The 13,246-nt window shown below is 68.9% G+C and carries 9 protein-coding genes; 4 read left to right on the top strand and 5 right to left on the bottom strand.

The genetic code is table 11. The features are described 5' to 3' along the window. Positions 1 to 94 precede the first annotated feature (94 nt). Both ABZ027_RS18500 and ABZ027_RS18495 read right to left on the bottom strand, forming a co-directional pair. On the bottom strand, positions 95 to 1,300 hold the full coding sequence (locus ABZ027_RS18500; protein ID WP_356769478.1) for a globin domain-containing protein: 1,206 nt from the start codon (positions 1,298 to 1,300) through the stop codon (positions 95 to 97). Positions 1,301 to 1,720: 420 nt separating this feature from the next. Continuing rightward, positions 1,721 to 2,575, bottom strand: a complete 855-nt coding sequence (locus ABZ027_RS18495; protein WP_356769476.1) for a class II fructose-bisphosphate aldolase — start codon at positions 2,573 to 2,575, stop codon at positions 1,721 to 1,723. 200 nt (positions 2,576 to 2,775) lie between these two features. Here ABZ027_RS18495 and ABZ027_RS18490 point away from each other — a divergent pair, with 200 nt between their 5' ends. Continuing rightward, positions 2,776 to 3,564: a DeoR/GlpR family DNA-binding transcription regulator gene (locus ABZ027_RS18490; protein ID WP_356769474.1), complete on the top strand. Its 789-nt coding sequence runs from the start codon at positions 2,776 to 2,778 to the stop codon at positions 3,562 to 3,564. A gap of 56 nt (positions 3,565 to 3,620) precedes the next feature. On the opposite strand, the gene ABZ027_RS18485 is transcribed toward ABZ027_RS18490, so the two are convergent. The 3 genes from ABZ027_RS18485 to ABZ027_RS18475 are packed head-to-tail and all read right to left on the bottom strand — an operon-like array spanning position 3,621 to position 6,753. Next, the gene (locus ABZ027_RS18485) at positions 3,621 to 4,505 is read right to left on the bottom strand and encodes a carbohydrate ABC transporter permease (protein ID WP_356769472.1); all 885 of its coding nucleotides are present in this window, start codon (positions 4,503 to 4,505) and stop codon (positions 3,621 to 3,623) included. Continuing rightward, the gene (locus ABZ027_RS18480) at positions 4,502 to 5,467 is read right to left on the bottom strand and encodes a sugar ABC transporter permease (protein ID WP_356769470.1); all 966 of its coding nucleotides are present in this window, start codon (positions 5,465 to 5,467) and stop codon (positions 4,502 to 4,504) included. Before ABZ027_RS18480 ends, ABZ027_RS18485 begins: the two co-directional genes overlap by 4 nt. 5 nt (positions 5,468 to 5,472) lie before the next feature. Continuing rightward, positions 5,473 to 6,753, bottom strand: a complete 1,281-nt coding sequence (locus ABZ027_RS18475; protein WP_356769468.1) for an extracellular solute-binding protein — start codon at positions 6,751 to 6,753, stop codon at positions 5,473 to 5,475. Positions 6,754 to 6,927: 174 nt separating this feature from the next. On the opposite strand from ABZ027_RS18475, the gene ABZ027_RS18470 reads away from it, so the two are divergent. The 3 genes from ABZ027_RS18470 (at position 6,928) to ABZ027_RS18460 (ending at position 13,238) form a co-directional block, all read left to right on the top strand. Beyond that, complete coding sequence (locus ABZ027_RS18470; RefSeq protein WP_356769466.1) at positions 6,928 to 7,827, top strand: SIS domain-containing protein; 900 nt, start codon at positions 6,928 to 6,930, stop codon at positions 7,825 to 7,827. A 416-nt stretch (positions 7,828 to 8,243) separates the two neighbouring features. Next, a complete protein-coding gene (locus ABZ027_RS18465) occupies positions 8,244 to 11,213 on the top strand; it encodes a TIM-barrel domain-containing protein (RefSeq protein ID WP_356769576.1) in 2,970 nt (989 codons plus the stop codon). Positions 11,214 to 11,369: 156 nt separating this feature from the next. Beyond that, on the top strand, positions 11,370 to 13,238 hold the full coding sequence (locus ABZ027_RS18460; RefSeq protein ID WP_356769464.1) for a glycoside hydrolase domain-containing protein: 1,869 nt from the start codon (positions 11,370 to 11,372) through the stop codon (positions 13,236 to 13,238). Positions 13,239 to 13,246: the final 8 nt, after the last annotated feature.

Genomic DNA, 13,246 nt, shown 5'->3' with positions numbered 1-13,246 from the left:
GCGGCCTGCGGATGCCGACCGTCGTCGCCCGGCTGAGGCAGCGGTGCAGCCGTCCATGACGGCCTGCACCGCTAACCGCCGCGGGCCCCGGCACTCAGCCTTCCGTGTGGGCCAGCCACAGGTCCGGGCCGAAAACCTCGTAGCGGATGCGCCGGGCGGGGATGCCGGCCTTGAGCAACTGGGCTCGTACGGCGCGCATGAACGGCAGCGAGCCGCACAGGTAGACGTCCGCGTCCGAAGGCAGATCCACGTCGGCGAGGTCCATCAGGCCGGGGCGGGCGTCCGCTTCGCCGGCAGCGTCCTGCTCGTACCAGAACCGGGCTCGGGCGTCCGGGAGTTCGCCGACGAGGCGGCGGGTGTCCGCGAGCAGGGCGTGGTCGGCCGGTGAGCGGTCGGCGTGCAGCACCGTGACCGGACGAGCGGCGCTGGAGGCTGCGAGGTGTTCGAGCATGCCGACCATCGGGGTGCCGCCGATACCGGCCGATATCAGCAGCAGCGGGCTGTCGGCTTCGTCAAGCACCACATCGCCGAACGGTGCGGACAGGGTCAGTTCGTCGCCGGTCGACACGGTTCGGTGCAGTTGGTTGGACACCTCGCCCTCGGGAGCGTCCGCCACGCTCGCGACCCGTTTGACGGTGATGCGACGCAGCTTGTCGCCGGGGGCGTTGGACAGGCTGTACTGGCGCAACTGGTGGACGCCGTCGGGCATCTTCACCCGGACGCTGACGTGCTGGCCGGCGCGGGCGGGCGGCACCGGCGCGTCGTCGGCCGGGCGCAGCAGGAAGGAGACCGCGTCGGGTGTTTCGTCCCGTCGCTCCACCACCGTCCACTGCCGCCACGGTCGCCGGGGGTCGACCTGCGCCTCCTGGTACAGGCGGGCCTCCTGGGCGATGAGCGCGCCGGCCATGAGCCAGTACACCTCGTCCCAGGCGGCGGCGACCTGCGGCGTGACCGCGTCGCCGAGCACCTCCACGATGGCGCGGAACAGGTACGTGTGGACGATCGTGTACTGGTCCTCGGTCACGCCAAGTGCGGCGTGCTTGTGGGCGATCCGGGACAACAGCGCGTCGGGGCGGGTGTCGGGCTCGGCGAGCAGGGCCTGGGCGAAGGCGGCGATGGACCCGGCGAGAGCGCGACGTTGGTCGCCGTTGGCCTGGTTGCCACGGTTGAACAGTCCGTCCAGGAGTTCGGGTCGCTCGGCGAACATGGTGTCGTAGAACCGCGCCGTGATCTCGTCCAGCGCTCCGCCGACGGCGGGCAGGGTGGCACGGACGACAGGTGCCGACTCGGGCGAAAGCATGGATCTCCTCGACATCGGGTGTACGCGGGAAACGCGGCGCATCACCGCGGCCGGGCTCCGCCCGTGTCGCAGATCGACCGTCAGCCTTGGCGATGGCACCGTCTGTTCGAATCCAGCCGGGCACTCGGAGGCCGGGACCGTCGGCCCGGTCACCGCACGGGAGTTACCCCGCGCGGCTCCGCCAACAGTCACCTCACAGTGTCGGCATTTGTTCACTGACCGGTCACCAGCGACCGGAAGTCCAAACACACCGACGGGCGATCAGCACAGTCGCTTCGTAGCACCGGACTGGTCCTCCGCGCGGATGGCAGCCGGGCCCCGGAGCGTTTCGGGACCCGCCGGGCCCCGGAGCGATTCAGGACCCGCCGGGGCCCCGGAGCGCTTCAGGTCGCCACCGCGCCCGGCGGGGCGCCGGTCGGTTCATCCCGTCCCGTATCCGCCGCCCGAGAGGGTCCGCAGCGCCGAGGTCACGGCGTCGGCCATCGCCCGGCGCGCCGCGGTGAGGGCCGGCCGGGGGTCGACAGCCGTCGGGGCCTCGGCGAGGGTGTCGCGGATCGCGCCGGTGAAGGCGGCGTTCAGTGCCGTACCGATGTTGACCTTGACCATGCCGGCCGCCACCGCCTGCCGTAGTTCCGCGTCGGGCACCCCCGTCGAGCCGTGCAGGACCAGCGGCACGGGGACCGTCTTGGCGAGGCGGGCGATGAGACCGTGGTCCAGGCGGGCGGTGCGCGTGGTCATCGCGTGGGAGCTGCCGACCGCGACGGCCAGTGCGTCGACCCCGGTGGCGGACACGAAGTCACGGGCCTGATCGGGGTCGGTACGTGCCGAGGGTGCGTGCACTCCGTCCTTGCCGCCGATCTCGCCGAGCTCCGCCTCCAGCCACAGGCCCTGGGCGTGCGCCCACCGCACCGCGGCGCGCGTGGCGGCCACGTTCTCGGCGTGCGGCAGTGCGGACGCGTCGAACATGACGGACCCGAAGCCGCAGTCCGCGGCGCGGCGCAGCAGCGCTTCGTCCGTGACGTGGTCGAGGTGCAGGGCCACCGGCACGGCGGCCGCCTCGGCGAGCGCGGCGGTGGCGCGGGCTATCGGGGCGAGCCGGCCGCCGTGAAACCGCACGGCGTTCTCGCTGATCTGGCAGATGACCGGGCAGCCCACGGCCTCCGCCCCGTTGACCACGGCCTCCGCGTGCTCCAGGGTGATCACGTTGAACGCGCCCACGGCCCGCTTGTCCTGGCACGCGGAGTTCACCACGTCGGCGGTGGAAGTCAGCGGCACGGACGACCTCCGGAACGACTGGCCAGGTTCGCGGCACACGAGGACAACGACAGCGGCAGCGATAGAGGCAAGGACAGCGGTAGGGGCTTGCGAGCAGTGCAGGGTTTTGCTCGTTTGGCGACCATAAAGACCCAATCAAGCGCTGTGGTTTCATGGAGGTGCGCACATCGTGGCGCACACCACGGACGGGGAGATGTGACATGGCGGCACCGCAGGCCCGGTGGAGCGCGCTGCTGGAGATGCTGACGCGCGACGGGCGGATCGAAGTCGAGCCGGCTGCCGAGGAGTTGCGGGTCTCCGCCGCGACGATCAGGCGCGATCTCGACGAGCTGGCGCGCCAGCAGATGGTCACCCGCACGCACGGCGGAGCGGTCCTCAACGCGATCGCCTACGACCTGCCGCTGCGCTACAAGGCCGCGCGCAACGCCCCGGAGAAGGAGCGGATCGCGCACGCGGCCGCCGGGCTGGTGAAGGCCGGCGCCGTGGTGGGCCTGAACGGCGGCACCACGACCACCGAGGTGGCACGGGCGCTGGCCACCCGCGCCGACCTGAGTTCCGGCGGCGCGGAGACGGCGGTCACCGTGGTGACCAACGCCCTGAACATCGCCAACGAGCTGGTCGTACGGCGACACGTCAAGCTCGTGGTGACCGGCGGGGTGGCCCGGCCGGCGTCCTACGAGCTGATCGGGCCGCTCGCCACCGAACTGCTCGCGGAGATCGCACTGGACCAGGTCTTCATCGGAGTGGACGCCATCGACGTGGCTCACGGGGCGACCGCCCACCACGAGGGCGAGGCCAGCATCAACCGGGCACTGGCCCGCCGCGCGCAGCAGGTCGTCGCGGTCGCCGACTCCTCCAAGCTTGACCGACGGGCCTTCGCCCGCATCTGCCCGGTGGAGGACATCGACGTCCTGGTGACCGACAAGGCCGCCTCGGACGAACTGACCGAGTCGTTCGCGGCGGCCGGCGTGGAGGTCATCCGCGCCTGACGGCGCGTGCCTCTCCCCTGCCGGCCACGGCCCTGGCTCCGATGTCGATCCCGGCGTCATCCCCGGACGCCGCCCGCGGTCAGGCCGGAGACCAGGTGGCGCTCCACGAAGACGAACAGCACCACCACGGGCACGATCGCGACGATCGACGTGGCGAACAGGTACTGCCACTGCTCGTGGTACGAGGTGACGAAGCCGGGAATGGCCCTGGTCAGCGTCATCCGGTTGCTGGACGAGGTGATCGTGAGGGCCACCACGTACTCGTTCCAGGCGCCGATGAAGGTGTAGACGAGCGCGGTCACCACACCGGGCATCGCGAGCGGCAGGACGACACGGGTCAGGGCACCGAACCGCCCGGTGCCGTCGAGCCAGGCCGCCTCTTCCAGTTCCTTGGGGATGCTGGCGAAGTAAGCGTTGAGGATCCACACGCAGAACGGCAGGTTGAACGCCGCGTTCACCAGGATGAGGCCCTCGGCGGTGTCGGTCAGGTCGAGGCTGACCATCTCCCGGTAGATGCCGACCAGCAGCGCGGTGGGCGCGAACATCTGCGTGACCAGGACGAGCAGCAGGAAGGCGCCGCGCCCGCGGAAGCGGTGCCGGGCGGTGTAGTACGCGGCGGGCAGCCCGACCGCGAGGGTGAGCAGCGTCGCCGCCCCGGCGATGTACAGAGAGAACAGCAGTGCGTCCGCGACGCGCGGGTCGGTGAGCGACCAGATGTGGGTGAAGTTCGACCACTGCCAGTGGGAGGGCAGATAGGACGGCGGCGACTCCATCAGTTCGGGCGTCGGTTTGAGCGCCGTGAGCAGCATTTCCGCGTAGGGCGCGAGGAACGCGAGCGCGACCAGCCACCCGGCGGCGGTGAGCAGGACCGTACGCAACTTCATCGGTGGCCGCACCCTGCGCGGCGCGGCTTTGCGGGTGATGACGTCGGTTCTGCTCACGCGGTGTCCTCCTGTCGGCGGACGACGCGCAGATAGACCAGCACCACAGCCATCACCAGCCCGAAGTTGACGACGGCCATGGCGGCCGACTCCCCCACCGACTGGTTGTCGAAGGCGAGTTTGTACAGGTAAGTGGTGGTCGTGTCGGTGGTGAAGCCGGGGCCGCCGCGCGTCATGGCCCAGATGATGGGGAACGAGTTGAAGACGTTGATGACGTTGATGATCGCGGCGACCACCAACGAGGGCCGCAGCAACGGCAGGGTGATGCCCAGGTAGCCGCGGACCGGGCCGGCGCCGTCCACCCGCGCCGCCTCGTACACCTCGGCGGGGATGCTCTGCAGACCGGCCAGCAGGACGAACGAGGTGAACGGCAGCGAGACGAAGACCGCCACGCCCATCATCGCGGCCAGTGCCTGCCCCGGATGTGCCAGCCAGTTGATCGGGGCGTCCAGCACGCCGAGGTCCATGAGCACCCGGTTGATGACGCCGTAGAAGTTGTTGAGCATCCAGCGCCAGATGAGCGCCGTCATCAGCACGGACGACGCCCAGGGCACGATCATCGCCCACCGCACGAGCCGGCGCCCGGGGAAGTTGGCGTTCATCAGTTGGGCAAGGCCGAGAGAGACCAGGATCGTGACGGTGACGACTCCGACGACCCACACGAGGGTGCGCAGCAGTACTCCGGGCAGGTCACTCTCGGCGAACAGGTCGGTGTAGTTGTCGACTCCGGCGAACCCCTGGGACAGTCCGGTGGAGCTCACCCGCGTCAGGGACGTGCGGATCATCTCGATGATCGGCCAGACGACCATGGTCAGGATGAGAAGGACCGCGGGACCGAGCCACAACAGGGGTTCCAGCGCGCGCCATGTCCTGCGACGGCGGCGCGGCGGGGGCGGCGCCGTCGCCACCGGGGCCGGTTGTTCGGCCCCGGTGGCGCTTGCGGTGACATCGTGTACGGCCACCGAAGTCAGTCGCCCTTCTGTGCGGTCTTCTGGATCTCGCCCAGGACCTTCGCCGGGTCGCCGCCCGCCACCCCCGTGCCGATGCGCTGTTTCACGGCGCCGTCGACCGCGGCCCACGCCGGGTCGTCGGTGGGGGCGAACTCGGCGCTGGAGAGGGCGTCGACGAACGGCTTGTAGTAGGCGGCGTTCTTGCTGTCGGAACTGAGCACCGCACCGGCCGAGTCGGTGACCGACAGGAACCCCTCGGTGGAGACGAACTTGGCGGCGTTCTCCTTCTGGTAGAAGAAGTCGAGGAACTTCTTGACCGCCGCCTTGTTCGACCCGTCGCTCTTCTTGAACGCGACGAGGTAGTCCTGCACGCCGAGCGTCTTGTGGGTGCTGCCGTCCTTGCTGGGCAGGGCCGCGACGCCGTAGTTCAGTTTGGCGTTGACCGGGTCGATGAAGCCCTTCCGCATGAAGACCGCCCCGTTGAGCATGCCGATCTTGCCCTGAGCGAACTGGTTGAAGACGTCCTTGCGGTTGGTGGCCTCCGGGTTGGGCTGGGTGACCTTCTCCTTCGTCAGTTTCCGCAGATAGCTGAGCGTGTCGACGTTGGCCTGCTGGTCGATCGCCCACTTGCCCGAGGCGTCGGTCCAGCCGCCGCCGTTGTTCATCGCCCAGATCTGGAACTCGGCCTGGGCCTCCTCGGGGCCCAGGGGCAGCCCGAGGCCGATGTAGCCGGCCTGCTTGATCTTCTTGGCGTCGGCCTCGACCTCGGCCCAGGTGGACGGCGGCTGGGATATGCCCGCCTTGGCGAAGATGTCCTTGTTGTAGAAGAACAGGCGCGCGCTGGAGATGAAGGGCAGGCCGTACTGGGCCCCCTTGAACTGGGCCTTCTGCCGGAACAGCGGGAGGAAGTCGGCCAGCACCTTGGGGGAGACGACGTCCTGCGCCCTGTGGACCAGGCCGTCGCGGGCGAAGTCGGAGAACTTGTTGTAGTTGAGGATGTCCGGTTCCTGCTTGGTCTGGACGTACGTCTTGACCTTGGAGTCCATCTGCTCCCAGTCGACGACTTCGAGGTTCACCCGGTAGCCGGGGTTCGCCTTTTCGAAGTCCTTGATCAGCGCAGTCCAGTAGGCCTGGGTGTCGTCGTCGTACTTCGCCGCGACGAACCTGATCGTCTTGCCGTCGGATCCGCCGCTGTCCGAGGAGCTGCCTTTGCCACAACCGCTGAGGGCCAGTGCCAGGGCCAGCCCCCCGGCGAGGCCCGCGAGGTGCCGTTTCACGGAGTACCTCTCCGCACGCATGGCGTGCTTGGTTCAAGCGCGTGCTCGCCTGATTGCGTGCTCGCTTGCTTGTTTATGCTCGATTCTTAGTGCTATCAATCATCTAACGACATGATGCTTAATGAAACGCGCACGGTGTCAAGGGCCGTCACATCACGTATCGGTCACACCGTGCGCCGAGAGGGGAGTCCCCCGATGAGTCAGACCGACATCGAGATCGCCACCCAGCCCGACTGCTGGCGGCAGGCCGTGGCACTGGCCGGGAGCCCCGACGGCCCCGTCTCCGCCTCGCTGCCCAGGCCCGGCGAGCGGGTGGCCGTCGTCGGATGCGGGACGTCGTGGTTCATCGCCCAGGCGTACGCGGCACTGCGGGAGTCGGGCGGCCACGGCGAGACCGATGCCTTCCCCGCCTCCGAGATGCCGGACGGGCGGAACTACGACCGGGTGGTCGCACTGACCCGGTCCGGCACCACGACCGAAGTGCTGGAGCTGCTCGGCCGACTGCGCGGGCGCACCCCCACGACCGCGGTGACCGCGGTGCCGCGGTCGCCTGTGACGGGGCCGGCGGACGCCGTCCTCGTGCTCGACTTCGCCGACGAGACCTCGGTGGTCCAGACCCGGTTCGCCAGCACCGAACTGGTGGTTCTGCGGGCGCACTTGGGCGAGGACCTCGGGAATCTGCCGGAGCAGGGGGACTCGGCGCTGGACGAACCGCTGCCGGACGGGGTGCTGGAGGCCGAGCAGTTCACCTTCCTGGGGCAGGGCTGGGCGTACGGGATCGCCCAGGAGGCGGCGCTGAAGATGCGCGAGGCGGCGGGCGCCTGGACCGAGGCCTACCCGGTGATGGAGTACCGGCACGGCCCGATCAGCGTCACCGCACCCGGCCGGGTGGCGTGGTGGTTCGGGGACCCGGCCGCCCTGCCGCTCGGTCTCGCCGACGAGATCGCGCGCACCGGCGGTCAGTTGGTGGCGCTCGGCCGGGACCCGCTGGCAGATCTCGTCGTGGTGCACCGGCTGGCCGCCGCCCTCGCCTCGACGCGTGGGCTGGACCCGGACAATCCCCGCCATCTGACCCGTTCCGTGATCCTGGCCTGACCGGGCGTCCACCGGAAGGATCTCGGGGCACGCAGAATTTACCCGTCTGTTACGAACGGTTTCCGGGCCCGCCGAGGCCGGTCAGCGGGACCCGGAACCGACCGCCACCAGGGACAACAGCAGCTCGACGACACCCCTTGGGGCACTCGGAGCGCCACGTTCCCCACATGTTGACAGGTGGTGGTTCTCGCAAGAGCATGTGCGAAATCGCTTGGAATCTTGCATCTGCACGCAGTATCAAGCAGACCGCAGCCCTGGCGGGCACCGCGCTTTTCAGTGACCGTGCGCTCCGCACGCCACCCGGCACCACGCACCGCCGCTCCTGAGCCACCGTCCTGTCCGACAGGAGGACACGAGTGCACGCCCGACTGAGCAGTCCCGGCGGCCTGTTGCTCGCTGCCGCACTGACCGCCGCCATGCTGATGGCGCCCCTCACCGGCTCCACCGCCGCGGCCACGGCCGCCGACCCCACCGGCACCGCCATCGACGGGCCGAAGGTGGCCCGCACCGCGAACGCCGTCACGGTCTCCGTGCCGGCCTCGGCCGGCGCCCCCGGCTACACCCTCGACGTGGCCACCGACGAACTCGCCCTGACCACGCGCCGCGCCGGGAAGACGGTGCTCGCCACCACATCCGGCGACACCGGTGCCCTGCGCTTCACCACGGCCGACGGCACCTGGCAGCACGCGACCGGTGTCACCGACTGGACGTGGAAGAACGGCGTCCTGACCGTCACCGCCGACAGCACGCTCGACGGCGCCACGGTTCAGGCCCGGATCACCCCCGGCGCCGACCGCTACCAGCTCGACTGGGACGTCCACGGCGGCTCACCGACGCAGCTGGGCCTCACCTACGACCTGTCATCGGCCGGTCACTGGTACGGCCACGGCGAGGCGGAGACCCCGCAAGGCGGCCCCGGCGTCAACCAGCCCTGGCCGCTCGAGGCCGGCGAGGTCGACCACAAGGCCTTCGGCCCGGCGTCGTACAACATGATCGACCCGTTCTGGTACACCTCCAAGTCGACCGGTCTGCGCGTCGACACCGGGAACGTCATGGACGTGGCGCTCAACAAGGGCAAGGACGGCCTCGGCACCTTCATCGTCGAGTCGCCCGACACCTACAAGGCCACCGTGTTCGTCGAGTCGACCCCGCGGGACGTCTACCGCGACTACATCGGCATCGTCGGCAAACCCACCAAGTCCGACGCCCCGTACGAGCAGTACGCCAAGCCGCTGTGGAATTCCTGGGCGCAGTTCTACACCAAGGTCGACCAGGAGAAACTGCTCGACTACGCCACCGACCTCCACGACAACGGTCTGGACGGGCACACCATCCAGCTCGACGACAAGTGGGAGTCGAACTACGGCAATCTGACCTGGGATCCCAAGACGTTCCCGGACCCCAAGGGCCTCTCCAAGAAGATCCACGACATGGGGTTCGACTTCGGTGTCTGGGTCACCCTGTGGATCAACCTGGACTCCGCCAACTACCAGTACGCGGTCGACCACGGCTATCTGCTCATGGACGCCAAGGACAAGACCAAGCCGTGTGACGTGACCTGGTGGAACGGCGAGGCAGGGATCATCGACCTGGCCAACCCCGAGGCCAAGGCCTGGTACGAGGGCAACCTCAAGTCCCTCATGGACACGTACGACATCGACGGGCTGAAGTTCGACACCCGCTTCTTCGACGAGAAGTGCGCGCCGCGCGAGGGCTCCGAGGCCACGGACTACCAGAAACTCGGCACACAGCTCGCCGACGAGTTCGACCTCCAGGGCGCAGGTATCCGGGTGCACTGGAACAAGACGGCCCACGAGGCCGGCTTCGTCACCCGTCAGGTCGACAAGGGCACCGGCTGGGACTCCCTGCGCGCCTCCGCCTCCCAGAACCTGGCCATCTCCACCATCGGCTACCCGTTCGTCGAGTCCGACATGATCGGCGGTTCCGGCGGCCAGCCCGCACCGACGAAGGACGTACTGGTGCGGTGGGCGCAATCCGCCTCGCTGATGCCACTGATGTACGCCTCGACCTCGCCGGTCGACACCAACGACACCACCACCGGGCAGAAGGTCGACTACGACCAGGAGACGGTCGACCTCTACCGGCAGGCGATCACAACGCACGAGAAGCTCGCCCCCTATATCTGGGACCAGGTGCAGAGCACCCTGAAGACCGGCGATCCGATCATGCGGCCGCTGTTCTTCGACTTCCCGAAGGACGAGGCGAGTTACACGGTCGCCGACGAGTGGATGCTCGGCCCGGCCGTGCTGGCCGCGCCGAAGCTGAGCACCGGTGCCACCCGCTCCGTCCATCTGCCGCCGGGCACCTGGTACGACGTGAACCAGGGCACCGTGATCCGCGGTCCCCAGACTCTCAAGGGGTACGCGGCGCCGCTCGGCGTCACCCCGGCCTTCGTCAACCTCAAGGCCCAGGGCGCGGACAAGGCCATCAAGGCGCTCAAGCGCGCCGACGCGCCGGCCGCCTCCGTCCTGATCACCCCGGACGCCCCGGCCACCGACGCCGGCAAGCCGTTCGAGGTGACCACCGACGTGACCAACTGGAGCACCGGGACCCTCACGAGCGTCAAGGCGGCCCTCGGTCTGCCCGACGGCTGGAACGCCAAGGCGGCCGGCCCGACCACCGCGAGCTCCCTCAAGAACGGCGCCACACTCACCACCACATGGACGGTGACCCCCGCCGCGGACGCCCGCTGGGGCAGCCACGACCTCACCGGCACCGCCACCTACAACGGATCCAACGGATCGCAGAAGGTGTCGGACACCGTGCAGGCGCAGGTGAAGGCCGCCCCGGGCAGCGTGCAGCCGCCCTATCTGACGACCGACACCACCTCCGAGGATCCCCAGTACGCCCAGGCCGGTGACCAGTTCGCCATCTGGGCGGGCGGCCAGGACCTGTCCGGCTGGAAGGACGAGAAGGGCGTCATCTACCGCGACGAGGCGGCCGGCGAGAAGTCCACCGTGCAGGCCCAGTTGGTCTCCCAGAACAGCGCCTCACCGGTCGGCAAGGCGGGCATCGCGCTCGCCAACGACCTGACCGCACCCGAGAAGGGCGGTTACGCGGTGCTGGTCATGACCCAGAGTTACGGCCTGGAGTTCATGACGGACAGCGACGGCGACGGGAAGCTCGACACCTGGGCGGGCGGTGGCTCCACCTATCACCCGGCGTACCTCAAGCTGACCCGGGACGGCACCACCTACACGGCGTACGCCAGCAAGGACGGCCAGACCTGGTCGCAGGTCGGCACCGCCCAGGTGCCGTCGGCCGCCGGCACCGAAGACGCCGGGATGGTCGCCAGCGCGGCCAACGTCAACTACCCCGGCGAGAACATCGAAGCGGTCTTCAGCGGATTCTCCGTCACCTCCTGACACACCGGTATCACCAGCACCACCCCCGGTCTCCAGGCAGGCCCCCTCCCCCTTAGGGCCTGCCGGGGACCATCCCCGCTTCCCGACAGTCCTCCCGCCCCGGGGTTCCGCCGGGGACCACTCCCCGCACCTCCGTGAGAGAGGGAACCCAGTCCCATGGCACGTACGTCCTCACTCGCCGCCGGCTTTGTCGCAGGCGTCGTCGTGGCCGCGAGCACCACCGCGATCGCCGTCACCGGTACGGCGACCACCAGCACCGACCCCAACTCCAAGGCCACCACCACCTGGCTGACCGTCAAGGTCGCCGACGCCATGGGCACCAGGGACACCATCACCTGGGTTCCCACCGGCTCCTTCGCCGGCTCCGCGGAGGAGCGGGTCCCGCGCTACCCGATGACTCCCGTCCAGGGCAAGGACACCAAGGAGCTGAAGCTCTCCGCCGTGCGCAACGAGCAGGTCTCGGCGCAGCTGGCGATCGCCTCCGGCCAGGACCTCGACGACGTCAATGCCGTGGTCGGCGACCTCACCGGGCCCGGCGGTGCGAAGCTGTCCGGTGCCGACACCCAGGTCCGGTTCGTGAAGTACGTGCCCGTGCAGCGTTCCAAGAGCGAGGTCGACTGGTCCGCCACCATCGACCAGGTCAGCTCCGGCAAGGAGGTGTCCGGCGACCGCAATCCCGATGTGGTCGGCGACCCACTGGAGGAGAGATCCTCGGTGGACGTGCCCGCGTACGCGGCGCAGCCACTGTGGTTCACCTTCCACATCCCCAAGGGGGCCAGGCCCGGCACCTACACCGGCACGGTGAAGGTCAACGCCGACGGCCGTACCCAGAGCACGTACCCGCTGACCATCGAGGTCGCGGACGCGAGCGTGCCCGACCCGAAGGACTACAGCTTCTTCCTCGACGTATGGGCACAGCCGGAGACGATCGCCAAGAACTACGGCGTCAAGCTCTGGTCCGACGAGCACTGGAAGCTGATCGAGAAGTACAACCGCGATCTGGCCTCGCGCGGCCAGAAGGTCATCAACACCACCATCGTCGACAACCCGTGGCACCACCAGTGGTCGCTCGGCACCCGACAGTCGCAGACCGCCACGCCGTACACCAGCATGGTGGGCTGGGCCTGGAACGGTAAGACGTTCTCCTTCGACTTCAGCCGCTGGGACAAGTACGTCGAGACCGCCAGACGTGCCGGTCTCGGGCCAGACATCGGCGCCTTCTCCATGCTGGCCTTCCAGGACCAGGAGCACCTCACCTACACCGACACCAGCACCGGCAAGACCGTCTACGAGAACGTCGACCTGGGCGGCGACCGCTGGCGTCAGGCGTGGGGTACCTTCCTTCCGGCCTTCGAGAAGCACCTGAGGGCCAAGGGCTGGCTGAACGACACCTACCTGTCCTTCGACGAGCGGCCCATCGACACCATGACGGTCGTCAAGAACTTCGTCCACGAGGTCGCGCCGGCCTTCGACGACCGCATCTCCGTGGCAGGTTCGATCAACACCGAAGGTGTCGCGTCCAACCTGTCGGTCGACTGGGGCGGCATCGACGCGATGACGAAGGAGAAGGTGGAGGAACGGCGCAAGGCCGGAAAGATCACGACCTTCTACGTGTACGGCTCGCCGGCCCACCCGAACACGCTGTCCTACTCGCCCGCCGTCGAGTCGCGGATGCTGCCCTGGATCTCCGCCCAGCGGGACATGGACGGCTTCCTGCGCTGGTCGTACAACAGCTGGACCAGCGATCCCTTCAAGCAGCCTGTGTACATCTTCACGCAGGGCGACGAGTACCTGGTCTACCCGGGCAAGGACGGCCCGATGTCCAGCATCCGCTGGGAGCAGCTGAAGGAGGGCATCGAGGACTACGAACTCGTCGCCCAGCTGCGGAAGAAGGACGGCGGCACCGACAGCGACGCGTTGACCGAGGCGCTCACCACCGCGACCCGGAACCTCGACGGCCGGACAAAGGACGTGGGCGACATCGAGACCGCGCGGGCGGCAGTCGTGAAGGGGCTGACGTCATGAGGGGCAAG

Source organism: Streptomyces sp. NPDC006332 (assembly GCF_040612855.1).
Classification (GTDB): Bacteria; Actinomycetota; Actinomycetes; order Streptomycetales; family Streptomycetaceae; genus Streptomyces.
Note: the sequence above shows the minus strand (reverse complement) of the source record. Positions and strands in the feature narration are given on the sequence as shown.

What these genes read in the sequence shown, in the direction of transcription:
- ABZ027_RS18460 (WP_356769464.1), top strand. Translation starts at nt 11,370, where the DNA reads ATGGCACGTACGTCCTCACTCGCCGCCGGCTTTGTCGCAGGCGTCGTC.
- ABZ027_RS18465 (WP_356769576.1), top strand. Translation starts at nt 8,244, where the DNA reads ATGCTGATGGCGCCCCTCACCGGCTCCACCGCCGCGGCCACGGCCGCC.
- ABZ027_RS18470 (WP_356769466.1), top strand. Translation starts at nt 6,928, where the DNA reads ATGAGTCAGACCGACATCGAGATCGCCACCCAGCCCGACTGCTGGCGG.
- ABZ027_RS18500 (WP_356769478.1), bottom strand. Translation starts at nt 1,300, where the DNA reads ATGCTTTCGCCCGAGTCGGCACCTGTCGTCCGTGCCACCCTGCCCGCC.
- ABZ027_RS18475 (WP_356769468.1), bottom strand. Translation starts at nt 6,753, where the DNA reads ATGCGTGCGGAGAGGTACTCCGTGAAACGGCACCTCGCGGGCCTCGCC.
- ABZ027_RS18490 (WP_356769474.1), top strand. Translation starts at nt 2,776, where the DNA reads ATGGCGGCACCGCAGGCCCGGTGGAGCGCGCTGCTGGAGATGCTGACG.